This window comes from Dactylosporangium vinaceum (genome assembly GCF_019904175.1).
Classification (GTDB): domain Bacteria; phylum Actinomycetota; class Actinomycetes; order Mycobacteriales; family Micromonosporaceae; genus Dactylosporangium; species Dactylosporangium vinaceum.
Genome location: NZ_CP061913.1, coordinates 10,582,898 through 10,605,274 on the forward strand (window position 1 = coordinate 10,582,898; position 22,377 = coordinate 10,605,274).

Annotated in this window: 16 protein-coding genes and 1 pseudogene; 6 read left to right on the forward strand and 11 right to left on the reverse strand. The window is 73.2% G+C overall.

Annotated features, from left to right (window positions below):
- Nucleotides 1-712: 712 nt before the first annotated feature.
- Nucleotides 713-4,009 (reverse strand): ATP-binding protein, encoded by a 3,297-nt coding sequence (locus Dvina_RS47555; RefSeq protein ID WP_223098368.1) that lies wholly within the window; start codon nucleotides 4,007-4,009, stop codon nucleotides 713-715.
- Between the two features lie 103 nt (nucleotides 4,010-4,112).
- Between Dvina_RS47555 and Dvina_RS47560 the strand changes: the two genes are divergently transcribed.
- Nucleotides 4,113-4,775, forward strand: coding sequence for a hemerythrin domain-containing protein (locus Dvina_RS47560; RefSeq protein ID WP_223098371.1), 663 nt, complete (start codon nucleotides 4,113-4,115; stop codon nucleotides 4,773-4,775).
- Here the strand turns inward: Dvina_RS47560 and Dvina_RS47565 are convergent.
- Both Dvina_RS47565 and Dvina_RS47570 read right to left on the reverse strand, forming a co-directional pair.
- A complete protein-coding gene (locus Dvina_RS47565; RefSeq protein WP_223098373.1) occupies nucleotides 4,772-5,209 on the reverse strand; it encodes a hypothetical protein in 438 nt (145 codons plus the stop codon). The two genes, Dvina_RS47560 and Dvina_RS47565, sit on opposite strands and share 4 nt — an antisense overlap.
- A 9-nt stretch (nucleotides 5,210-5,218) precedes the next feature.
- Entirely contained in the window at nucleotides 5,219-6,691 is a 1,473-nt protein-coding gene (locus Dvina_RS47570) for an amino acid permease (protein WP_223098375.1), read from the reverse strand.
- 105 nt (nucleotides 6,692-6,796) lie between these two features.
- On the opposite strand from Dvina_RS47570, the pseudogene Dvina_RS54935 reads away from it, so the two are divergent.
- Nucleotides 6,797-7,324 (forward strand): annotated as a pseudogene (locus tag Dvina_RS54935) (FAD/NAD(P)-binding protein); the annotation flags it as partial.
- A 621-nt stretch (nucleotides 7,325-7,945) separates the two neighbouring features.
- On the opposite strand, the gene Dvina_RS47580 reads toward Dvina_RS54935, so the two are convergent.
- The 4 genes from Dvina_RS47580 to Dvina_RS47595 are packed head-to-tail and all read right to left on the reverse strand — an operon-like array spanning nucleotide 7,946 to nucleotide 11,685.
- Entirely contained in the window at nucleotides 7,946-8,524 is a 579-nt protein-coding gene (locus tag Dvina_RS47580; protein WP_223106121.1) for a GTP-binding protein, read from the reverse strand.
- Nucleotides 8,505-8,885, reverse strand: a complete 381-nt coding sequence (locus Dvina_RS47585) for a DUF742 domain-containing protein (protein WP_223098376.1) — start codon at nucleotides 8,883-8,885, stop codon at nucleotides 8,505-8,507. The genes Dvina_RS47580 and Dvina_RS47585 overlap by 20 nt, the downstream gene beginning before the upstream one ends.
- Before the next feature lie 10 nt (nucleotides 8,886-8,895).
- The gene (locus tag Dvina_RS47590; protein WP_223098377.1) at nucleotides 8,896-9,315 is read right to left on the reverse strand and encodes a roadblock/LC7 domain-containing protein; all 420 of its coding nucleotides are present in this window, start codon (nucleotides 9,313-9,315) and stop codon (nucleotides 8,896-8,898) included.
- A complete protein-coding gene (locus Dvina_RS47595; RefSeq protein ID WP_223098378.1) occupies nucleotides 9,316-11,685 on the reverse strand; it encodes a sensor histidine kinase in 2,370 nt (789 codons plus the stop codon).
- Between the two features lie 200 nt (nucleotides 11,686-11,885).
- On the opposite strand from Dvina_RS47595, the gene Dvina_RS47600 reads away from it, so the two are divergent.
- A complete protein-coding gene (locus tag Dvina_RS47600) occupies nucleotides 11,886-12,251 on the forward strand; it encodes a hypothetical protein (protein WP_223098379.1) in 366 nt (121 codons plus the stop codon).
- 19 nt (nucleotides 12,252-12,270) lie between these two features.
- On the opposite strand, the gene Dvina_RS47605 is transcribed toward Dvina_RS47600, so the two are convergent.
- Entirely contained in the window at nucleotides 12,271-13,269 is a 999-nt protein-coding gene (locus Dvina_RS47605; protein ID WP_223098380.1) for a bifunctional heptose 7-phosphate kinase/heptose 1-phosphate adenyltransferase, read from the reverse strand.
- Between the two features lie 66 nt (nucleotides 13,270-13,335).
- Between Dvina_RS47605 and Dvina_RS47610 the strand changes: the two genes are divergently transcribed.
- Nucleotides 13,336-14,463, forward strand: coding sequence for an NAD(P)/FAD-dependent oxidoreductase (locus Dvina_RS47610; protein ID WP_223098381.1), 1,128 nt, complete (start codon nucleotides 13,336-13,338; stop codon nucleotides 14,461-14,463).
- Here Dvina_RS47610 and Dvina_RS47615 read toward each other — a convergent pair.
- The 3 genes from Dvina_RS47615 to Dvina_RS47625 all read right to left on the reverse strand — a co-directional run bounded on the left by Dvina_RS47615 (nucleotide 14,451) and on the right by Dvina_RS47625 (nucleotide 20,472).
- The gene (locus Dvina_RS47615) at nucleotides 14,451-16,928 is read right to left on the reverse strand and encodes a PAS domain S-box protein (protein ID WP_223098382.1); all 2,478 of its coding nucleotides are present in this window, start codon (nucleotides 16,926-16,928) and stop codon (nucleotides 14,451-14,453) included. The two genes, Dvina_RS47610 and Dvina_RS47615, sit on opposite strands and share 13 nt — an antisense overlap.
- A gap of 63 nt (nucleotides 16,929-16,991) precedes the next feature.
- Nucleotides 16,992-17,663 (reverse strand): ABC transporter ATP-binding protein, encoded by a 672-nt coding sequence (locus Dvina_RS47620; protein ID WP_380028248.1) that lies wholly within the window; start codon nucleotides 17,661-17,663, stop codon nucleotides 16,992-16,994.
- Between the two features lie 58 nt (nucleotides 17,664-17,721).
- Nucleotides 17,722-20,472, reverse strand: coding sequence for an FtsX-like permease family protein (locus Dvina_RS47625; protein ID WP_223098383.1), 2,751 nt, complete (start codon nucleotides 20,470-20,472; stop codon nucleotides 17,722-17,724).
- 53 nt (nucleotides 20,473-20,525) lie between these two features.
- On the opposite strand from Dvina_RS47625, the gene Dvina_RS47630 reads away from it, so the two are divergent.
- Nucleotides 20,526-21,107: a PadR family transcriptional regulator gene (locus Dvina_RS47630; protein ID WP_223098384.1), complete on the forward strand. Its 582-nt coding sequence runs from the start codon at nucleotides 20,526-20,528 to the stop codon at nucleotides 21,105-21,107.
- A 42-nt stretch (nucleotides 21,108-21,149) separates the two neighbouring features.
- Entirely contained in the window at nucleotides 21,150-22,370 is a 1,221-nt protein-coding gene (locus Dvina_RS47635) for a L,D-transpeptidase (RefSeq protein ID WP_223098386.1), read from the forward strand.
- Nucleotides 22,371-22,377 lie beyond the last annotated feature (7 nt).

Genomic DNA, 22,377 nt, shown 5'->3' on the forward strand with positions numbered 1-22,377 from the left:
CTGCTGCTGGGCGCGGCCTACGGCGTGATCGAGGCCGGCCTGGTCGACCAGTCGCTGTTCAACCCCGGCTTCGAGGGCCACGACTTCCTCGCGATCACCCCGGTGCCGGCCCTCGGCGGCCTCAGCGCGGCGAGCACCCTGTCCTTCGTGGCCGGTCACGCGATCTGGAGCATCACGATCCCGATCGTCCTGGTCGAGCACCTCGCCGCCGACCGCGAACCGTGGCTCGGCCGCACAGCGTTCACCGCTTTTTCCGGTGTGTACTGTCTGGGCTGCTGGATCATCTACGCGGAGATCCGAGACAGCGAGCAGTTCGTCGCCGCGCCCTCGCAGCGCGCGGGCGCGGCGGCCGCGGCGCTCCTGCTGCTCGGGCTGGCGTTTGCGACGAAGCGCACGTTCGCCGCGATGACTCCCCCACCGATCTGGCTCACCGCGGTCCTGGGGTTCGTGGTCAGCGGCGTCTTCTTCGCCCGCCCGGAGTCGTGGCCCGGGTTCTGGTTCGGGATCGCCTGGCTGGCCGCCGCCGCGCTGTGGCTGAGCGCGACGAGGTGGACCCCGCGGCACGTCACGGCGCTCGCGGCCGGGGCGCTGCTCACGTACGGCTGGGGCGGCTTCGTCCTGACCTCGCTCATGGAGCCGCACGACCCGGTCCGCTGGTGGGGCAACGCGGGGTTCGCGGCCGGGGCGGTGCTGCTGGTCGCGGCCTGCGCCGTTACAGGAGGGACTTCGCCCGGGCCAGCCAGTGCGGCGCGCTCCACCGACCGGCCACCTCCGCCGCCAACTGGAAGCACGCCATCGCCTCCGCCGGGCGATCCTGCAGCCGATACAGCTCGCCGAGGGTGAGCGCGACCGGCTGCATGGCGATCGAGGTGCTCGACACCCCGGCCAGCTGCTCGCGCACGGGCAGCAGCGCGTCGATGACCGGCTGGGCCAGGTCGGCCCGGCCGAGCGCGACGATCGCCAGCGCGCGCACCGTGTAGAAGGCCGACGCGAAGTAGTCGAGGCGGATCGGGTGCTCGGCGATCCGCACCGCCCGCGCCTCGGCGACCCGCCCGGCCGCGACGAGCGCGAGCGCATACGCGTCGGACCCGATCGGCCCGAGCTGCTCGAACACCATCCGGGTCGGCCCGATGAACCCGGCGATGGCCTGGTCTCCCTCGCTGAGCAGCACGCTGAAGGTGGCGAAGAAGTGGAAGGCGTCGCCGTGCAGCGAGCCCTGGCGGCGCATGTGCTCGTGGCACTCGTCGTAGACGGCCCGCGCACCGGCCAGGTCGCCCGCGATGTGCGCGGCCGCGGCCCGGGCGGCCAGGGTTATCGCCTGCGGCTCGGCGAGGTGGTACGCCGCGGCGATCGACCCCTGCCGGGCGACGGCGGCCCACACCTGCGCCGGCTCGTTCATGGCCGCCGCGCAGTTGCCGAGCATCTGCTCGGCGAGCCAGTGGTAGGCCACCAGCCCGTGCTCGACCGCCAGCGCACGCAGCTCCAGGGCGATCGCGCGCCGGGCGGGCGCGTCCCTGTCGTAGGACATCGTGCGCCCGCGCGCGGCCAGCCCGAGCGCCAGCAGCCGCGGGTCGCCGAGCCCACGGGCGATGTCGAGGGCCTCCCGCCCGGCCGCCACCCCGCGCTCGTCGCCCCCGTCGTCGAGCTCGTTGGTGAGCGCGTCGAGCAGCCGGCACCTGTCGGCCGGGGCCAGGTCGGTGCGGCGCAGCAGCCGGATCAGCAGGTCGACCAGCCGGTCGTCGACGGCGCCGTACTCGTGGATCTGCCACGGCGTCGGCACCGTCCACGCGGTGAAGGCGCGCACCAGCAGCTCCACCCGCCCGGACGCGACGGCCACGTCGACCGCCCGCTGCCGGGTCTGCCGCGCCGCCGCCACCGCGCCCGCGCCGGCCTGCGCCCGCAGCAGCCGCCCGAGGAGGTCCACCAGGCACGCGTCCCGGTCGCCGGGCGCGGTCACCGCCGGGTCGAGGGCACCGCTGAGCACCTCGGCCGCCGCGTCGTAGGCGTAGCGCCGCTCGGCCAGCTCCGCGGCCCGGATCGCGTAGTCGACGGCGAGCGCCGCGGTGTCGGAGGACGCGGCCCGGGCGTAGTGGTGGGCGAGCGCCGGATAGTCGTCGCGCCGCGTGGCCGCCGCCACCCGCGCGTGCATCCGGGCCCGGCGCAGCTGGGAGAGGTCGGTGTACATGGTGTCGCGGACCAGCCCGTGCACGAACCGCACCCGCCCGGGCGCGGGCTCGGTCAGCAGCCCCGCGATGAGCCCGGCCTCCAGCGCGTCGAGCACTGCCCCTTCGTCGGCGTCGGCCGCCTCGACGAGCGTCTCGACGTCGGCCTCCCGCCCGACCACCGCGGCCAGCCGCAGCACCGCGACCGCCGCCTGGGGCAGCCGCGACAGTCGTCGCCGCAGCACGTCGCGGACGCCTTCGGGCACCTCGGACGTGGCCACGAGCGCCCCCTCGGACGCGAGCAGCTGCGCCGACTCCCGCACGTAGAAGGGGTTGCCGCCGGTCCGTTCGGCGAGGGCGGCAAGCGTCCCCGCATCCACGGGGGTCCGGGCGAACGCCGCGACGAGCCGCGCCACGTCCTCGGCGTCAAGCCCTTCGAGCGCCACCCGCACCGGCGACCGGCGAGCCAGGGCAGCCATCGTCGCGGCCAACCGCTCCCGGTTGTCGGCCGGCCGCAGCGCCGCAACCAGCAGCAGCGGCGGCCCGCCGGGCGCGACGAGCTCGGCCACGCTCGCCAGCAGCATGAGCGTCTCGGCGTCGGCCGCGTGGAGATCGTCGAGCACCACCGCGACCGGCCGCTCGCCGGCCGCCGCACCCAGCCACCGCGAGACGGCCCGGTGCAGCCGGAACCGCCCGCCGGCCCGATCCTCGCCGGCCCCGGCCCCGGCCCCGAGCCCTCCGGCGTCCTCGTCGAGCAGCGGCCGCAGCTCGGCGGCCAGTTCCCCGGGCGGCGCCACGTCGGCCAGCTGCCGCAGCGCCTCGACCCAGGCCCAAGCCGGCGGCGCCCCTTCGACTTCGGGGCATCTCCCGACCACCACGAGCCAGCCGAGCCGGGCGAGCTCGTCGCGGTATCGGCCGAGCAGGCCGCTCTTGCCGACCCCGGCCTCGCCGCTGAGCAGGACCACCTGCGGGGCGGTGTCCGCCGCCTGCATGAGCGTGCCCAACTCACCCTCGCGCCCCACGAACAGCTCGTCGAGCGCCCCGGCCCGGGTACCGAAATCGACAGGAGCCGGGAGAGCCGGACGCTCCGGCCGGTCCAAGGCGATGTCGCCCCCGAGAATCGCCGCTTCCAGCTCGAGCAGCGCGCGGCCGGGGTCCAGGCCGAGCTCCTCGGCCAGCAGCGCCCGCGCCCGGCGCAGGGCGGCCAGCGCGTCGGCCTGGCGGCCGCTGCGCCACAGGGCCAGGGCCAGCAGCCGCCAGCCCTCCTCCCGCAGCGGGGCCTGGCGCGTGAACAGGTCGGCCTCCGCCACGGCCGCGGCGGCCGCGCCCGAGCGCACCATCGCGTCCAGCAGCGCCTCCCGGGCGGCCAGGCGCAGCTCCGCGAGCCGGGCCGCCTCGGGCTGGGCCCAGGGCTCGCCGGCGAACTCTGCGTAGGCCTCGCCCTGCCACAGGTCGAGGCCCTCACGCAGCAGCCGCAGCGCCCGGTGCGGGTCGTCCGTCAGGGCCCGGGCCTCGGCGAAGAGGCGTTCGAAGCGCCAGGCGTCGACGGCGTCGGGCGGGAGGCGGATGGCATACCCGGGCGGGGCGCTCACCAGGAGGCGGGCCGGGGTGCGGCGCGCGCGGGCCGGTTCGAGGAGGCGGCGCAGGTTGGAGACGTAGGCCTGGAGGGAGGCGATCGCCCGGGGCGGGGCCTCGCCGCGCCACAGGTCCTCGATCATCCGGTCGACCGAGACGACGTCACCGCGGGCCGAGAGCAGCAGCGCGAGGACGGCACGCTGACGGGGGCCGCCGAGGTCGACGGCCGCTCCTGTTTCGACCGCGAAGGGGCCGAGCACCCGCAGCAGCATGACGGCGCCATGGTAATCGCCGCCAAGCGCTCTCCAAGACCGCTACAAGACAGTCCGGCGACGGTATCGGCACCGAAATTGGAACCGTCCGAGGAGCACCGATATGACAGGCACCGTCACCACCGAGCGCCCGTGGGTCCAGGAGATGGTGGTCGTGCACCGCATCTTCCGCCGGGAGTCACGGCATCTGCACGATCTCGTCGGCGCCGTGCGGCCCGGCGACACCGCGCGGGCCGCCCTGCTGGCCGGGATGGCCCGCGAGTACATCGAGGGCCTGCACTCCCACCACACGAGCGAGGACGAGCTGCTCTGGCCGAAGCTGCTGGCCCGGGTCGACCTCGACGCCGAGCTGGTGCTGCGCATGGAGCAGCAGCATCAGGTGGTCGATGCCGGGCTCCAGGAGCTCGAGCGCCTCCTGGCCGCGTGGGCGGCCTCGCCGGCCGAGCCGGAGCGCGACGCGCTCGTCGCCGGGCTGGACCGCCACCGCCGCGACCTGCTGCCGCACCTCGACGAGGAGGAGCGCCGCGTGCTGCCGCTGATCGAGGAGCACATCACTGTCGCGGAGTGGAACGCCCTCGGCGAGCACGCCCGCGCGAAGACCCCGAAGGACAAGCAGCTGCTCATGCTCGGCGCGCTGCTGGAGGACGCCACCCCGCAGGAGTCGGCCCGGTTCATGGCGCTGCTGCCGCTGCCCGTGCGGCTGCTGTGGAAGACGGTCGGCAGGCGCTCCTACGCCAAGCAGATGGCGGCCGTGCGCAACGGCTAGTTCGACGCGTAGCCGGGCAGGTCGTCGTGGCCGTCGGTCGTCTCCACCCGGTCGACGTGTCCGTCGTAGTCGTCGTCGTGGTAGATCAGGTCGATCTTGCCGTCGTGGTCCTGGTCGTACGCGACCTGGTCGACCAGACCGTCGTGGTTGGTGTCCCACATCGCCACGTCGGTCTGGCCGTCCTGGTCGGTGTCGGCGAGGAGCATGTCGACCCGGCCGTCACCGTCGGAGTCGTAGCCGACGGTCTCGGCGTCCCCGGCCATGTCACCGCCGGAGAGCCCGGGGTCGCCCGCCGGGTCGGCCGCGCCCAGACCGGCCGTCCCGTAGGAGGCGGCCGTGAGCGGACCGTGGCCGAACATCGCCTCGGGGTCGGCCACGTCGTCCGGGCTCAGGTCCAGGTGGTAGTCATCGGACGTAAGGCCCCAGTCGGTCATACCCCCACCTTATGTCGATGGGGCGTCGACCTCCGAAGTCGTTTCGGGGGCCAGCCGGGCCCGGCGCATCCCGTAGGCGAAGTACAGCACCAGCCCCACGGCCATCCAGATCAGGAACCGCACCCAGGTGACCACCGGCAGGTTGAGCATCAGCCACAGCGAGGCCAGCACGCTCACGATCGGCAGGAACGGCACGAGCGGGGCCTTGAAGCCGCGCGGCAGATCGGGCCGGGTCCGGCGCAGGATGACCACGCCGATCGAGACGACGATGAACGCGAACAGCGTGCCGATGCTCGTCAGCTCGGACAGCTCGGACAGCGGCACGAACGCGGCCAGGACCAGCACGATCGACCCGGTGATCGTCGACATGACCCACGGGGTGCCGAAGCGCGGGTGGACCTTGGCCAGCACCGGCGGCAGCAGGCCGTCGCGGGCCATGGCGAACGAGACCCGGGCCTGGCCGAGCAGCAGCACCAGGATGACCGAGGTGATGCCGCAGACCGCGCCGAGCGAGATGAGGTTGGCCGCCCAGCCCTGCCCGGCCAGGTCGAACGCCTTGGCCAGCGGGGCGGCGGTGTTCAGGTCGCCGTAGTGCACCATGCCGGTGACCACGAACGAGACGGCCATGTAGAGCACCGCGCAGATGACGAGCGAGCCGATGATCCCGCGGGGCACGTCCCGCTGCGGGTTGTGCGTCTCCTCGGCGGTGGTCGCGACGACGTCGAAGCCGATGTACGCGAAGAAGACGATCGAGGCCGCGGCGACGATCCCGAACCAGCCGAAGTGCTGGGGCGTGATCCCGGCCAGCACCTGCAGGAGCGGCGCGTCACCGCCTGACTCCTTCTCGGCGGCCTGGGCCGCAGGGATGAACGGGGTGTAGTTCGCGGCCTTGATGAAGAACAGGCCGAGGACGATGACGAACAGGACCACGGCCACCTTGACGATCACCAGTGCGCCGGTGACCCGGCCGGAGAGCTTGGCGCCCACGATCGCGACGACCGACAGCACAGCCACGATGAAGGCCGCCCCGAAGTCCGGTCGCGCCTGGTCCCCGGCGAGCCAGTTCGGCAGGTCGAAGAGCTCCTGGAGGTACGCCGACCACCCCCGCGACACCACCGCCGCGCCCAGGGCCAGCTCCAGGCAGAGGTCCCACCCGATGATCCAGGCGACGAACTGGCCCAGGGTGGCGTAGGAGAACGTGTACGCCGATCCGGCGACCGGCACCGTGGAGGCGAACTCCGCGTAGCAGAGGGCGGCCAGCGCGCACACGACGCCGGCCAGCGCGAAGGACAGCACGATGGCGGGTCCGGCGTTCTTGGCCGCCTGCTGCCCGGTCAGCACGAAGATGCCCGTGCCGATGATGACCCCGACGCCGAAGACCGTCAGGTCGAAGGCGGAGAGGTTCTTGCGCAGCTTCTGGCCGGGCTCGTCGGTGTCGCGCATCGACTGCTCGATCGACTTCGTGCGAAAGAGTGACGACATGCGACACCACGTGCCCGAACGGTCACGTTCCTACACCTCGGAGGCGCTTGCAGTACCATTAAGCCTATCGTTTTAATAGGAATTGGCGAGCGAGGGCGGTGAGCCATGGGGCGCACGTGTACCACGGTGGTCGTCGGCGGCGGCTGCAGCGGCGCGCTGGCGGCGATCCACCTGAGCCGGGACCCCCGTCACGCTGTGATGATCGTCGATCCCGCGCCCTACGGGGAGCTGGGGCGCGGCGTCGCCTACAGCACCCGCCACCCGGCCCACCTGCTCAACTCGCGCGCGGCCACCATGAGCGCCCGGGCCGACAGGCCCGACGACTTCGTCCGCTGGTGCCGTGACCAGGACCTCGGCATCGGCCCGGCCGACTTCGCGCCCCGCGGGGTCTACGGCGGCTACCTGCACGACCGCCTCACCCGGGCCCGGTTCACCCACGTCCGCGCGGCCGCCACGCGGGTGCACGCCGACGGCGCGGTGACGCTGAGCGACGGCGCGACGATCCGGGGCGACCGGGTGCTCCTCGCGCTCGGCCACGGCGCCCCGACCGCGCTCACCCGGTTTCAGGACCACCCGCGATACGTGGCCAACCCGTGGGATCCCAAGGCCCTCGACGGCCTCGAAGGTGATCTTCCGGTGCTGCTCGTCGGCACCGGGCTGACCGCCGTCGACGTGGCGATCGCCCTGGAGGGCCGGGTGCCGGTCGTGGCCTACTCGCGCCGCGGCCTGCTGCCCCGGCCCCATGCGGACGTCGTGCCGGCCGATCGCGCGTTCGAGTACCAGGGCCGCGATCTGGCCGGCCTGATGCGGGCCGTGCGCGAGTTCGCGGCCACCCAGCCGGACTGGCGCTCGGCGGTCGACGCCCTCCGGCCCGAGGTCGACCGGCTCTGGCGGGGGCTGACCCCCGAGGCCCGGCGGCGGTTCCTGCGGCACGTCTCGACCTACTGGGAGGTGCACCGCCACCGCATGCCGCCGGCGAGCGCCGCCCGGCTCCGGACGCTGCGGACCACCACCAGCAGCCGCGGCGAGTGGGCCGCCGTCATCAACTGCACAGGCCCGCAGGGTGCGGCCGTCACCGAGGTGGGCCGGCACCTGCTCGACGACGGCCTGGCCCGCCTCGACCCCACCGGCAAGGGGCTCGACGTCGACGAGGCCGGCCGGCTGCACGACCGGATCTACACGATCGGCCCGGTCCGCCGCGGCGCCTGGTGGGAGACGACGGCGGTGCCCGAGATCCGGCGCCAGGCCGACCGGCTAAGCCGCGACCTGCTTGAGGGTCATGACGTGCTCGACGAGGGCGATCAGGACGTCCTTGACCGAGCGCCTGTCGCGCGCGTCGCACAGGACGACAGGCACGTCCGGGTCGAGGTCCAGGGCCTTGGCGATCTGCGTCGCGCTGTGCTTCTGCACCCCGTCGAAGCAGTTCACCGCGACCAGGAACGGCGTGGAGCGGCGCTCGAAGTAGTCCACCGACGGGAAGCAGTCGTTCAGGCGGCGGGTGTCGGCCAGCACCACCGCGCCGAGCGCGCCCAGCGCCAGCTCGTCCCACAGGAACCAGAAGCGGTCCTGGCCGGGCGTGCCGAACAGATACAGCACGATGTCCTGGTTGATGCTGATCCGGCCGAAGTCCATGGCCACGGTCGTCGTCTTCTTGCCCTCGACCCCGTTGACGTCGTCGATGCCGACGCCGGCGTTGGTGAGCACCTCCTCCGTCTGCAGAGGTCGGATCTCGCTCACCGCGCTGACGAGCGTGGTCTTGCCGACGCCGAACCCACCCGCGATGAGGATCTTCACCGCGAGGGGAACGTGACCGTCAGAGCGCTCGGAGGCCATTGACAACCGCCTTGAGGATGCGATCGTCGGGCCGCAGCGGCCCGACGGACTGGTCGTACTCCGGTTCGTGCATCTCGATGAGCCCCTGCTGGAGCAGATCGCCCAACAACACGCGCACAACGCCGAGCGCGAGGTCGAGGTGGGACGCGAGCTCGGCGACGGACACCGGCTCACTGGTGCGCGCCAGGATCGCGCGCTGCTCGGGCAGGAGGTGCTGTTCTCCGGGGCCGACCCGGCGCACCACGAAGGCGACAAGGTCGAAGGCGCCGGCCGCCGGCTTGGCCCGTCCGCCGGTGACGGCGTAAGGCCTGACTACGGGGCCGGCGTCCACGTCCATCCAGTCGTGGCCACGATCCGACATCGGGGTTTCATCAGGGGCCATCGTGTGAGACGCCCGGTCGCGTTGGCGCGGTGAGGTACTGCCCGACCCGGGTCACCAGCATCGCCATCTCGTAGGCGATCACACCGATGTCCGAGTCGGCGGCGCTGAGCACGGCCAGGCAGGCGCCCTGCCCGGCCGCGGTGACGAACAGGAACGAGTTGTCCATCTCCACGATTGTCTGACGGACACCGCCGCCGTTGAACTGCCGGCCGGCGCTGCGGGCCAGGCTCTGAAAGCCGGACGCGACGGCCGAGAGGTGCTCGGCGTCGTCGCGCCCGAGCCCGCTCGACGCGCCCATCAGGAGCCCGTCGGCGGAAAGCACCACGGCGTGCTGCGCCGATTCGACCCGCTCGACGAGATCGTCGAGGAGCCAGTCGAGCTTGCCGGTGCGGCTCGTCGAGTGCGTCACCTATGCGTCCCTTTCCGGAGAGTTCGGGTCCTGGATCTGCTCAGCGTCACGGCGCCCCTTGGTGAAGCCGGCCTGCAGCGACGTCATCATCTCCCGGGTCTGCTCGGGCGAGCGGCCGCCGACAGCGGTAGTGGCGAACTGATCCGCCGGAATGCCGTCGACCGTCCGCTCCTCCTCCGGCCGCTCCTTCAACTGCGGCGCCAGGCTGGCCTGCCGGCGCCGCCGCGGCAGCCCGTCGGCGGTGAGCTCGACCGCCTCGACCGATTCCCGCTGCGTGGGCAGCGTGGGAGTCGGGATCGGCGGGGGCGGCGGCGCCGGTGCGACGACGTACTCCACCGGAGTCGGGGCGACCTGGGCGATCGTGGGCCGGATGGCGTCGGCGGGCTCCAGCTCCAGCACGGCCTCCCGGGCCGCCTGCTGCTCCTCGGCCGGGGTCGGCGCGGTCAGCTCGTGGGTCGCGCCGGAGATCAGGTGCGGCGGGATGAGCACGACAGCCGTCACGCCGCCGTAGGCGGAGGCGCGCAGCGTGACCCGCACCCCGTGCCGGGCGGCCAGCAGCGCGACGACGAACAGGCCCAGCCGGGCCGAGTTGGCCGGGTCGAACTCCGGCGGCTGAGCCAGCCGCAGGTTCGCCTCCTCGATCGCGTCCGGCGACATGCCCAGGCCGCGGTCCTCGATCTCGATCGCGTAGCCGTTCGGGACCAGCTGCCCGCTGATCTGCACCCGGGTGTGCGGGGGCGAGTAGGCGGTGGCGTTCTCGATGACCTCGGCCAGCAGGTGGATGCAGTCGGCGACGGCCCGCCCGACGAGCGACGCCTCCGGCAGGGCCAGGAACCCGACCCGGGCGTAGTCCTCGACCTCGGACACCGCGCCGCGGATCACGTCGACCATCGGCACCGGGTTGCGCCAGCCGCGGCCGGGCGCGGCGCCGGCCAGGATGACCAGGTCCTCGGCGTGGCGGCGCATGCGGGTGGCGAGGTGGTCGACCCGGAAGAGGTCCTCGAGCTCCTCCGGGTCGGTGGAGCGCCGCTCCATCCGGTCGAGCAGGGCGAGCTGGCGGTGCAGCAGGGTCTGGCTGCGCCGGGCGATGTTGAGGAATACCTCGTTGAGGCCCTGGCGCAGCTGCGCCTCGTGGACCGCTGACTGCACGGCGGTGCGCTGGACGGCGCTGAACGCGTTGCCCACCTTGCCGATCTCGTCGGCGCCGTACTCCAGCGGCGGCGCCGAGGCCACCACGTCGATCTTCTCGCCGTGCCGCAGCCGCGCGACCATCGCCGGCAGCCGGTTGTCGGCCAGGTCCTGAGCGTCCTGGCGCAGGCCGACCAGGCGGCGGATGAGCGAGCGGCCGATCCGGATCGACAGCAGGATGGACACGACGACGGCAATGAGGCCGAGCACGCCGGCGCCGATGACGCGGATCAGGATGCCGGCCGCGACGGGACCCGCGCTGGCCACGATGACCTCGCCGAAGCCCAGGTCGAAGCTGCGCAGCTGAGCGAAGAGCTTGTCGTAGGCGTCGCGCCAGGCGTTCACGTCGACGGGCAGCGTCCCGCCCGGCCGGCCGTCCGCCATGATCTTGTTCTCGAGGTCCAGGACGCGCTTGTAGGAGTCGCTGGCCACGATCGGGTCCCACAGCGCCTTGCCGCCCTCCGGCAGCGCATAGGTGGCGTCGGCGTAGAGCTGTCGGCGGGCCCCGATGACGGCGACCAGGTCGGCGTTCTCCGTCTTCTGGAACTTTCCGGCCGCGGCCACCCCGTTGACGATCGCGTCCTCGCGGGCGAGCTGCTCACGGCCGCGGCTGGTGCCGATGACGATGAGCGCGTTGCGGGTGAGCTCGGCGTTGCTGATGCCGGGCAGGGAGTCGTACCAGTGGTAGATCGCGTCGATCGGCCGGTTGTAGACGTTCATCGCCTCGGCCCGGTCGATCTGCCCCAGCGAGATCCCGGTCCGGCCGGTGGTGAGCTGGTCGAACTGGTTGATGACCTCGCGCAGGCGGGCCCGGGACCCCTCGGGGATCGCGTTCTGCAGCTTGCTGTCGGCGGCGCGGCGGCGGAAGTCGCCGAGTGCCTCGTCGACCTTCGAGCGCTGCGCGTTGAGCGCGGCGGTCTCCGGCCGGCCCTCCTGGCGCCCGGTCGCGAGGTACACCTGGGTCAGCGTGCGTTCCCGCTGCAGCTCGACGATCACGTTCTCCGACGGCTTGCTCGACAGCGCGCTGTACTCCTGGCTGTCCAGGAGCTCAGCGGTGGCGCCGGCGGTGAGGCTCGTGGCGAACACCCACATGACCACCAGCGTGGCCAGCGGCGGCAGCACCAGGGCGATGATCTTCGCGCGGATCGACCAGGTGCGGATTCTCCACGAAGGACTCTTCATGCGGTCGGTTCCTCGCTGGGGTCGCGGGGCAGAGGGGTGGTAGCGCCTCGGGCATGATACGGACAGGTGGGGCCGGAAGTCACCAGCAAGGTCGTCCGGGGCACACTCCGGTCTCGCCCCTTTTCCCGCCCTTCGCCCGGTGTAGCCGGGCCTCGCCCGGGCAGCCCGGCGCCATGCGACGTGGACGGTGGGTAGTGGCCGTGGGGGCCTGGATGCTGTGCGCCGCGGGGCTCTCGGCGCTGGCCCTGCACGAGACCACCGCAGGCCGGGAAGCCCTGCTCAAGGCGGCTCGACCGGCACCCGGCGCCCCCGGCGCGCCGACCCCTTCGCCCTCGCCCGACTCGCCGCGGATCCTGCGCACGCCGGGCGGGAACGTCGTCGCGGGCTGTGACGGAACTTCGGTGCGCGTCCGGTACCTGAGCCCGGCCACCGGGTTCCACATCGTGAGCGCGGACCGCGTCCCCGGCCCGCAGTCCCGGGCGGTGTTCCGGTCCGACACGCAGGAGGTCCGGGTGCTCGTGCGCTGCACCGGCGACGGTCCACACGCGGACGTCGAGGTCAGTTGACGGCAGCATCGACCGTAATTTATATGACCTTCGCGGACAGGGCGAATTGGTCGGGGACGACGGCGGTACCGACGCCACGGATGGCCATCGAGGCACAACGCTGTGCGACATCGGCCGCCCCGGCCACCCCCTCCCCCGCCAGCCGGGCCAGCACGAATCCGGCCAGGTAGGCCCCGCCGGCCCCGGCCGCGTGGGTGCCCGGCCCGGGCGGTGCCGCGGTCTCGACCGTCTCCCCGTCGAGGCTCATGACCTGCGAGCCTTCCGCGTCGAGGGTGACCGCCACGATCGCCGCCCCGGTCCGGCGCAGCAGCTGCCCCCGGTCCGGCCGGGACCGGCCGCCCGGCTGCCCCATCTCCCGCCCCATCGCCTGTCCGATCACCCTGGCCGCCTCTTCGCGGTTCGGCGTGACGAGGTCCGGCCCGATCGAGGCCCAGCCGGCCAGGTCGTGGGCGTCGACGGCGAGCAGCGGCAGGTCGAGCCGGCGGGCGGCCAGCAGGGCCTGGACCGCCGGGCCGAGCGTCCCGGCGCCGTGGTCGCAGATGACCACCGCGTCCGGGCGCGGCTCGGCGCTCAGCGTCTCGTCCAGCCGCCGGACCACCGTCTCGGCCGCGACCGGGGCGAGCGGGCCGGTGTCGCCGTCGTCGAAGCGGACCAGGACATATCCGTCGGCCACGACCCGGCGCTTGGTGACCGTCCGCCGCCCGACCGCCGTCACCAGCCGGTCGGCCACCCTGGCGTCCCACACGCAGGTCCGCAGCCGGGCCCCGGCGTCGTCGTCGCCGACGGCACCGACGAGCGTGGTGCGGGCCCCGAGAGCGGCGAAGTTGGCCGCGGTGTTGGCCGCCCCGCCGCACACCTCCCGGGTGGTGTCGAGGGCGACGACGGGGACGGGCGCCTCCCGGCTCAGCCGCGTCGGGGTGCCGCAGAGCCAGCCGTCGAGCAGCGCGTCGCCGGCCACGAGCACAGCGGCATCGCGCCACCCCTCGGCCAGCGCGGCGAAATTGCCGGAATTGTGCACCGGCGGCCGGTACCCCCACCGGGGCCGTTCATTCCCTGCGACAATCGGAGCATCGAACGAGCAGACGTGGCGATCATCGGCGGGGGCGTGGCCGGCCTGTCCCTGGCCGCGGAGCTCGCCGAGCTGGACGGCCGGCTGGTGGAGCGCAGCGGTGGCCTGCGCCCGGAGCTGCGCATCGTGCTCCTCGAACGGGAGAACCAGTTCGGGTACCACTCCACGGGCCGTTCGATCTCGGCCCTGTCGGAGAGCCTCGGCTCGCCCGAGCAGCGGGCCCTGACCCGGGCCTCGCGGACGATCCTCGACGCTCTGGGCGCCGAGTCCGGCACGCCGCTGCTGCGGGCCCGGCCGGTCGTCTGGGTCGCCGACGCCGATCACCTGGGGGCGCTCAACGCCCTGCTGACCGCCAACCCCGCGCTGCGCGGGGTCGACCCGGCCGCCGCCCAGACGCTCTGCCCGGTCCTGCGCCCCGAGGCGACGGCCCGGGCCGCGGTCGAGCGTACGGCCCAGGACGTGGACGTCGACGCGCTGCAGCAGCAGTACCGGGACCGGGCGACGGCGGCCGGGGCGGTGCTGCGCACGGCGATCGGCCTGGAGTCCGGCACCTGGGACCCGGGCCGCTCCGCCTGGACCCTGACCACCGACCGCGGCGAGCTGGAGGCGGGCCGGATCGTCGACGCGGCCGGCCCCTGGGCCGACGCGGTCGCCGCCCGCCTGGGCGTACCGGTCGCGGGCCTGACCAGCTACCGGCGCACCGTCGCGATCGCCACCGCCGAGCGAGTGGGCCCGGCCTGGCCGCTCGTCGTGGACGTGGCCGACCGCTTCTACTTCCGCCCGGAGCGCGGCGGCCTGCTGGTCTCGCCGGCCGACGAGACCCCGTCGCCGCCGACCGACGCCGAGGCCCGGCCCCAGGACGTGAGCGTCGCGATGGAGCGGGTGGCCGCGGCGACCACGCTGCAGCTGAGCCGGGCCCGCACGAGCTGGGCCGGGCTGCGCACGTTCGCCCCGGACCGCAACCCGATCGTCGGGCCGGACCCGCAGCAGGACGGCTTCTTCTGGTTCGCCGGGCTGGGCGGCACCGGGATCCAGACCGCCCCGGCCCTGGCCCGGCTGGCCGCCGCGCAGCTGCTCGGCGAGCCGTACGAGGTCGCGGACCTCCGCCCGGAGGCGCTGCTGCCCCGGGCTCAGGCGCAGTAGGCCGGCAGCCGCACCTCGAACGTGGTGCCCGGCTTGTCGCCGTGGTCGGTCACCGTGATCGTGCCGCCGTGCCGCTCCACCACCGTCCGGCTGATCGCCAGGCCGAGACCGGTGCCGGGGACGCCCAGGTTGCGGATGTTCGAGCCGCGGAAGAAGCGCTCGAACAGCCGCGAGCGCTCCTCCTGCGGGATGCCGACGCCGGTGTCGACGACGCTGAGCTTCACCCCGGCCACGTCGCTGTCCAGCCGGATCTCCACCCGGCCCCCGGCCGGCGTGAACTTCACGGCGTTGGTGATCAGATGGTCCACGACCTTGCGCAGCCGCGCCTGGTCACCGGAGACCGGCGCCGGACCGTCGGGCAGCACCACCGAGACGTCGAGGTCCTTCTCGCTCGCGGCCTGCGCGTTGGCGTCGGCGACATCGCGCACGACGGCGGCGAAGTCCAGCGGCCGCTCGACCATCGTCACGTAGCCGCTCTCCAGCCCGGCCAGGTCGAGCAGGTCGTCGATGATGGCCCGCAGGTTCTCGGCGTTGCGGGCGATCACGGCGAGGAACTCCTCGCGCGTCGCCGGGTCGTCGTCGCCGTCGTGGAGCAGCAGCTCGGTGTACGACGAGATCGAGGTCAGCGGCGTGCGCAGCTCGTGGCCGACCAGGGCGATGAACTCGTCCTTGGTCCGGGCCAGCTGCTTGGCCAGGTCCTCGGCCCCCCGCCGGACCATGAACTGCCCGACGTGCGCGGCGATGCCCGACAGCAGCGCGATGAGCGACTGCTCGGGCTCCTCGGCGGCGTCGCCGAAGAACGAGAGCGTGCCGGTGACGCCGTTGCCGTCGCGGATCGGGATGGCCAGGCCGACCCGCAGGCCGTGCTTGGCCAGCGACGGCACGTTGAGGCGGCTGGTGCTCGCGGAGATGTCCGGGATCCAGGTCGGCTGCCCGGTCTCCCAGGCCACGCCGGACACCCCCTTGCCGAGGGCCAGCGGGTCCGGGGCCGGGATCTCGTAGCCCGGCTCGGTCCACATCGCCGCGTTGCGCAGCACGTTGCCGACCCGGTCGACGAGCCACATCTCGGCGTGCGGCCAGTGCAGCGTGCGGGCGACGGTCTCCAGCAGCTCCGGGCCGGCCGCCTCGATGGTCGGCGCCTGCTCGAGGATCTTGGAGACGGCCAGCTCGCACTCGATGAGGCGCTGGGCCCGGCGGCGCTCGGTGACCTCGTGCAGGGCGGCGACCGCGCCGAGGCGGGTGCCGTCGGAGTCGCGGATCGGCTGGGCGTTGACCGTGAACGAGCGGCGCGGGCGGTCCGGGAGGTGGATGACGAACTCGGCGTCGCGGATGTGCTCACCCTTGAACGCCCGGGTGAGCGGCATCTCCGCGCTGCTGATCGTCCCCCCGCCGGGCGCGCTGCGCACCCCCGTCCACGCCTCGGACGTGGAGCCGTCGGCGTCGTGCCCGGTGATGTCGCGCATGGCCCGGTTGAACAGGATCAGGCGGCCGCGCTCGTCGGTGGCGACCACGCCGACGTCGAGGTTGTCCAGCAGCGCGGCGAGGAAGTGCCGTTCGCGGGCCAGCTGGCGCTCGGCGGTGACGCGCTCGCTGATGTCGTAGATGAACGCGTGGGCGTGCCGGCCCAAGGGTCCCTCGACCACGTTCAACGTGATCTCGATGGGAAACTCGGTGCCGGCGCGATTCACGGCGTACAGCTGCAGCCTTTGGCCTATCAGACGGGGCACGCCGCCCCGCAGCAGCCGCATGAGCCCGGCGCGGTGCGCGGCCCGGAACCGCTCCGGGATGATCAGCTCGTGCACCTGCTTGCCGACGGCCTCCGCGGCCGTCCAGCCGAACGCGCGCTCGGCCGCCCGGTTCCACCGGGTGATCTCGCCGGAGAGCTCGATCGCGACGAAGGCTTCGAGGGCGGTCTCGAGCACCGCATCCGTCTCGGCCGCGGCCAGCGCGATGTCCTCTCGCGAGGTCTCGGCGGCCAGCATCACCTCGATCAGCCCGGCACACTCGGCGATCGCCGCGATGTCGTCGTCGGTCCAGTGCCGCGGCACCGAGTCGGTGACGCAGACCGCGCCGAGCGTGTGGCCGGCGGCGTCGTGCACCGGCTGCCCGAGGTACGCCGTGACGTGCCGCCCCACCACGACCCCGAAGTCGCGCAGCGCCGGGTCCTCGCGGGCGTCCGAGACGACCAGCGGCGCGTCGTTGCTGACCACGAACTGGCAGAACGAGCTCGTCGCCGGCTCCGCGTTGACCCGCTCCAGGTCCGGCGGCAGGCCGTGCCGCCCGATCACGTGCATGCGCTCGTCGTCGACGAGCGTGAGCAGGCCGACGGGGGCCACGACCGAGCGGGCGGCGAGCCGGGCCAGGCCGTCGACCGGGGCCGACGAGGAGCTCAGCAGCAGGTGCGCGCGTCGCAGTGCGCGAAGCCGTCCGGGCTGCGTGAGCACGCCGATATCAAGCTGCGGCATACCACCCCCCGCGACCGTCAGCACCTATGAGTGATGGTACCCGCGAACCCGTGCAAAACCGGGCTAAAGCCTCAGCTGGGTGGCGCGGGCCAGTGTCGACTCGGGCGATTCGCCGGTCGTGAGGTCGACGTCCTCCTCGATCCGGCCGTCGGTGAGCCGGATCATCCGGTCGCACCGGGCCGCGATCGCCTGCTCGTGCGTGGCCAGCAGCACTGTCATCCCGCGCTCGTCGCGCAGGTCGAGCAGCAGGTCGAGGATCTGCCCTCCGCTGGCCGAGTCGAGGTTGCCGGTGGGCTCGTCGGCCAGCAGCAGCCGCGGCCCGCCGATCAGGGCCCGGGCGATCGCCACCCGCTGCTGCTGGCCGCCGGAGAGCTGGGCCGGCAGCGACCGCTCGCGCCCGGCCAGCCCCACCGCGTCGAGCAGTTCCCGCGCCCGCGCCCGCTTGTCGAACCCGACCCGGAACGGCAGCACCGGCGCGATCACGTTGTCCAGGGCGCTCAGGGCGGGCAGCAGGTGATAGCGCTGAAAGACGAAGCCCACACTTCGCCTGTACTCGCTGAGCTGCTTGCGCCGCAGTCCCGTCACCTCCACCCCGTCGACCACGATCGTGCCCGCGTCGGCCGTCTCGATCGCCCCGACCAGGTGCAGCAGCGTGGACTTCCCCGACCCGCTGGGCCCGGTGACCGCGGTGAAGCTGCCCGCGGCCACCTCCAGGCTGAGGTCGTCGGCGGCCACGATCTGCGCCCCGCCGGTCCGGAACCGCTTGGTCAGCCCCTCAATCGACAGCACCAACTCACTCCTCTGCCAGCAGTCGGGCGGTGGGCAGGCGTTGCAGCAGCAGCGCGGGGACGATCGCGGCCACGGTGGCGATCAGCGCGCCCGCGACCACGGCCACCGCCGCGGTCCACAGCAGCCCCGGCGTGACCGAGCCGACAAGCCAGGCCGCGCCGCCCAGCCCGAGCCCGGCCCCGGCGAGCCCGCCGAGCACCCCGATCCCAAACCCCTCCGCGGCGACCAGGCGGGCCAGCGCACCCGCCGTCCACCCGGTCGCCCGCAGCGTCGCCAGCTCGGCCGAGCGATCGCGGATGTTCAGGTAGAGCACGTCGGCCACGGCCAGCGCGCCGAGCAGGACGGTGGCCGCGACGGCGACCGTGTCCACCGCCCGCACCTGCAGCGACACCGCATCGCCGAGCAGCGTCCCGACGATCGCGCCGTGGAAGGCGAACGTGATCGCCCCCAGCACCGTGGCCGCGGTGATCCCGATCGCCAGGGCGGCCGCGCCGAGCAGCGTCCGCCCCGGCACCCGCAGCAGGTTGCGCAGGCCGAGCCCGATCGGCCCCCGTGGCCGCCCGGCTCGCCGCGGCAGCCGGGCCACGGTACGCAACCCTTCCGCCGGCCGCGCCCGCGCCGCCGACAACGCCGGCAGCAGCCCGGCCAGCAGGGCGAGCAGCAGCGCTATCGGTACCGCCAGCAGCGCCCGCGACCACGCAACCCCCACGCCGAGCAGGTGCCCCAGCGGGCCGGCCAGCAGCACCGTCCCGGCCCCCGCGACGAGCCCGATCACCGCCACCTCGCCGAGCACCGCGCCGAACACGCGATGGGCCGGCCAGCCCAGTGCCGTGAGCGTCGCGAGCTCGGTGCGGCGGTCGCGTACCCCCGCAAAGACGGCGTTGGCCAGGAAGAGCGCACAGACGACGAGGACGAGCGCGAACAGCACCACGCTCTTGCGGTCCACCGCGCTCACGATCGCCGCGGCCACCCCCTTGCGCGTCCACAGCTCGGAGAGTCGCAGCTGCGGCCGCCCGAACTTGCCGGCGGCGATGTCCACGGCCTGCGGCTGCGGCGAGGAGCCGTAGGTGATGTCCACGTCGAGCCCGGTTGCGGCCGCGATCCGCTCGGCCACGACCCGCACCCGCTCCCGCGCGGCGGCGTCGAAGCCGCGCACGTCGGCCACCCGGACGCGGACCGCCGAGATCGGCGCCTTGCGCGCGCTCTCGGGCCCGAGCTTCGAATACAGCTGGTCCAGCAGGTCCAGGCTGGTCAGCAGCGTGGGTGGGGTGGCCAGGTAGCCGGCCGGGTTGCCGTCGGGCCGCAGGGGCGCATTGCCGAGCAGGTCCCGGCTGCGCTTGTCGCCGCCGGTGGCCTCGGGCGCCTGATAGGTCTCCAGCGGCACCTTGCTCAGCGGGTCGAACACCTGCACCTTGCCGGGGTCGTAGAGCCCGACGACGCGGGTGAAGCCGAGCTTCCCGGTCTGGGAGATCGAGCGGAACGAGGAGTCGTAGATCTGCCAGGGCAGGTGGATGCCGGAGGTGTCCGGGCTGCGCCAGGCCTCGGGGCTGGTCTCGACCGGGATCGCGGTGAGCGAGCCGTCCGGGTTCTCCAGGTAGTCGACCCCGCCGACCCGCATGAACGGGTGCAGCTGGGTGCCGCCGCCGACGACCTCCGGGTCTCCGCCGACCGTGCGGGTCTCCAGCTGCGGCCCGGTCGTCGCGTCGAGGGCGGCCAGCGCCCTGGCCGGCGTGTCGCCGGGCGGCGGGGCCGTCATGGCGATCCGGCTGAGGCCGAACTGCAGGCTGTTGTCCGGATACGGCCGCTCGACCGACAGCACCGGCAGGATCGGCTCGTAGATCGGCGAGGACGGCTGCTTGGTGAGCCGGTCGTCCGGGCCGATGTAGTGCCCGGCGGTGATCGCCCGGTCCAGCCCGACCAGCCGCGCCTCGGCCTGCAGGTCGACGGCGGCCAGCAGCATCGGCACCTGCCAGGACAGGTCCACCTCCGCCCGGTCGGCCGTCTCGAGCACGTACCCGCCCGGCGTGAAGGCGTTGTGCAGAAACCGGCCGTCCGCGGTGAGCTGGAAGATCTGGATGCTGGCGCCCTGCGTGTCGCTCATCAGGCTCGACATTTCCTCCCGGTCGATCCACTGGCAGATCGGGGCGCCGTCCTCGAGCGCGGCCAGGCCGTCGTCGCAGAGGTCCCGCCCGGCGTGGATCGAGCCGTCGGTGTACTCCATACGGTCCGACGTCCCACCGTTGAGCTTCGGCCAGGCCACCGTGTGCTTGGTGAAGTACACGAAGTTGGCCCGGGCCTTGGCGCTGCTCAGCCCGCGGTCGGCCAGGAAGGTCCGGTCGATGCGGATCAGCTGGCGCTCGAGCGAGCGGTCCACGAGGTTCGTGAGGTCCAGCTTGTAATCGCGGCCCTGGTTGGCGTAGCCGACCATGGCGATCGGCGCGGCGACCTCCACGCCGTCAAGGGCCGCGATCTGCCGCACCTGCTCCGGGGCGATCCCGCCGTAGATGCCGCTGAGCGAGTTGGGCCGCACCTTCTGCCTGTCGTCCTCGAGCGCCGTGCGGGTCCCCCTGGGCCGCACCAGCACCTGGTACGCCGCGCCGGCCGACCGGTTCACCTCGCCCGTGACCTCCAGCTGAGCGGTCTGCGTCGCACCGGTGAGCACGGTGAACCCGGTGGTCGCCACGAGGACGCCGAGCAGCAGCGCTGTCGCGCGGGCTTTCCGGTTGCGCAGATGGGCCCAGATGAATGGGATCACGCGCTTACTCTGGCCCGTACATTGCGACAATGCAAGGGGTACGATCTCGGGTCATGCCGATCCATCACGCGGTGCTGTCACTGCTCTCGCACGGCCCCAGCTACGGCTACGAGCTCAAGGGCGCCTTCGAGACAGCAGTCGGCCCGCAGTGGGGTCCGCTGAACATCGGCCACCTGTACCAGATCCTCGACCGCCTCTCCCGCGACGGCATGGTCGTCTCCCAGCGCCACGCCCAGGCGGTCAAGCCGGACCGGGTCGTCTACGAGATCACCGAGGCCGGCCACGCCGAGCTGACCCGCTGGCTGGGCGAGGCGTCCCCGCGCAGCGGCGGCTTCCGCGACGACTTCTTCCTGAAGGTCACCGCGGCCGCCCGCTCCGGCGACGCCGACACGGTGAAGACCGTCCTCTCCCAGCAGCGCACCTACCTGATGCGCGAGCTGCGCAACCTCGACGGCCTGCGCCGCAAGGCCACCGACCCGGTGGTCGCCCTGCTGCTCTCGGCGGCCACCCGGCACGTCGAGGCCGACCTGTCGTTCGTCGACGACGCCGACCGCGCCCTGCTGCGCACCCCCGGCGGCCTCCCCGCCGCGCCGGCCGCCCCGGCCCCCCGCGGTGACCTCTCCGCAAGCGCCTGACCTCGGCTTTGCGCAGTTGCCGCGGTCGGGCAAGCTGGGTCCATGCGGCCTCGATGGACGACATTGCTGGTGGTGAGCGCCCTCGCACTCACCGCATGCTCCAACTCGGACACCTCGTGGAAGAGCCCTGGCGGCGGTACCGGTGGATCGGCCGGCCCCGCCGCTGACGCCAAGAAGATCCGGATCTCCGCGCCGGCCGACGGGGCCAAGGACGTCACCACGGGCCTCGACCTGGTCTTCGACGCCCCCGCCACGGCCGAGGTGACACTGCAGGACGCCACTGGCGCCGCCGTCACCGGCACCGTCGTGCAGCAGCAGGCCACCCGCCCGCCGTCGGCCGGCCCGTCCGCTTCCGCCGCGCCCGCCGACGGGGTGCACTGGGTGCCGGACAAGCAGCTCAAGTGGGCGACCGAGTACACCGCAACGGTGAAGTCCGACGGTGCCACCGGCGAGGTGAAGTTCACCACCATGGCCAAGCCGTCCAACTTCGTCCGCGTCACCAGCCAGATCGGCGACAACCAGGTCGTCGGCGTCGGCATGCCGATGATCCTGTCCTTCGCCAACGACATCCCGAAGGACGCCCGGGCCGGCGTCCAGCGCCGTCTCTTCATGTCCTCCGACCCGCCGCAGGAGGGCGTCTGGAACTGGTTCAGCGCCAAGGAGGTGCACTTCCGCCCGAAGGAGTACTGGCAGGCCGGCACCAAACTCAAGCTCCGCGCCGCGCTGGGTGGCGTCTCCATGGGCGGCAAGACCTACGCCGAGAAGGACCTCACCGTCGATGCGACGGTGGGCAAGCGCCTCATCATGGACGTCGACAACACCACGAAGAAGATGACGATCACCGAGGACGGCGTCGTCATCAAGACCATGCCGGTGAGCCTGGGCAAGCCCAGCAACCCGTCGGACAGCGGCAACTTCATCGTCATGGTGAAGAACGAGTGGGAGTGGTTCGACTCCTCCACCTACGGCGTCCCGGTCGACTCCCCGGACGGCTACCGCACGAAGGTCCAGTACCCGCAGCGCATCACGTGGAGCGGCCAGTACATCCACGCCGCCCCCTGGTCGGTGGACGACCAGGGCCGCCGCAACGTCTCCCACGGCTGCGTGAACATCTCGCTCGAGCTCGCGCAGTGGCTGTACACCGTCACCCATCTGGGCGACCCGGTCATCGTGAAGAACACCGAGGAGCGGGTGAAGTACGGCGACGGCTGGACCGACTGGGAACTCCCCTGGGACCAGTACGTCAAGGGCAGCGCCCTGTAGCCGGCTC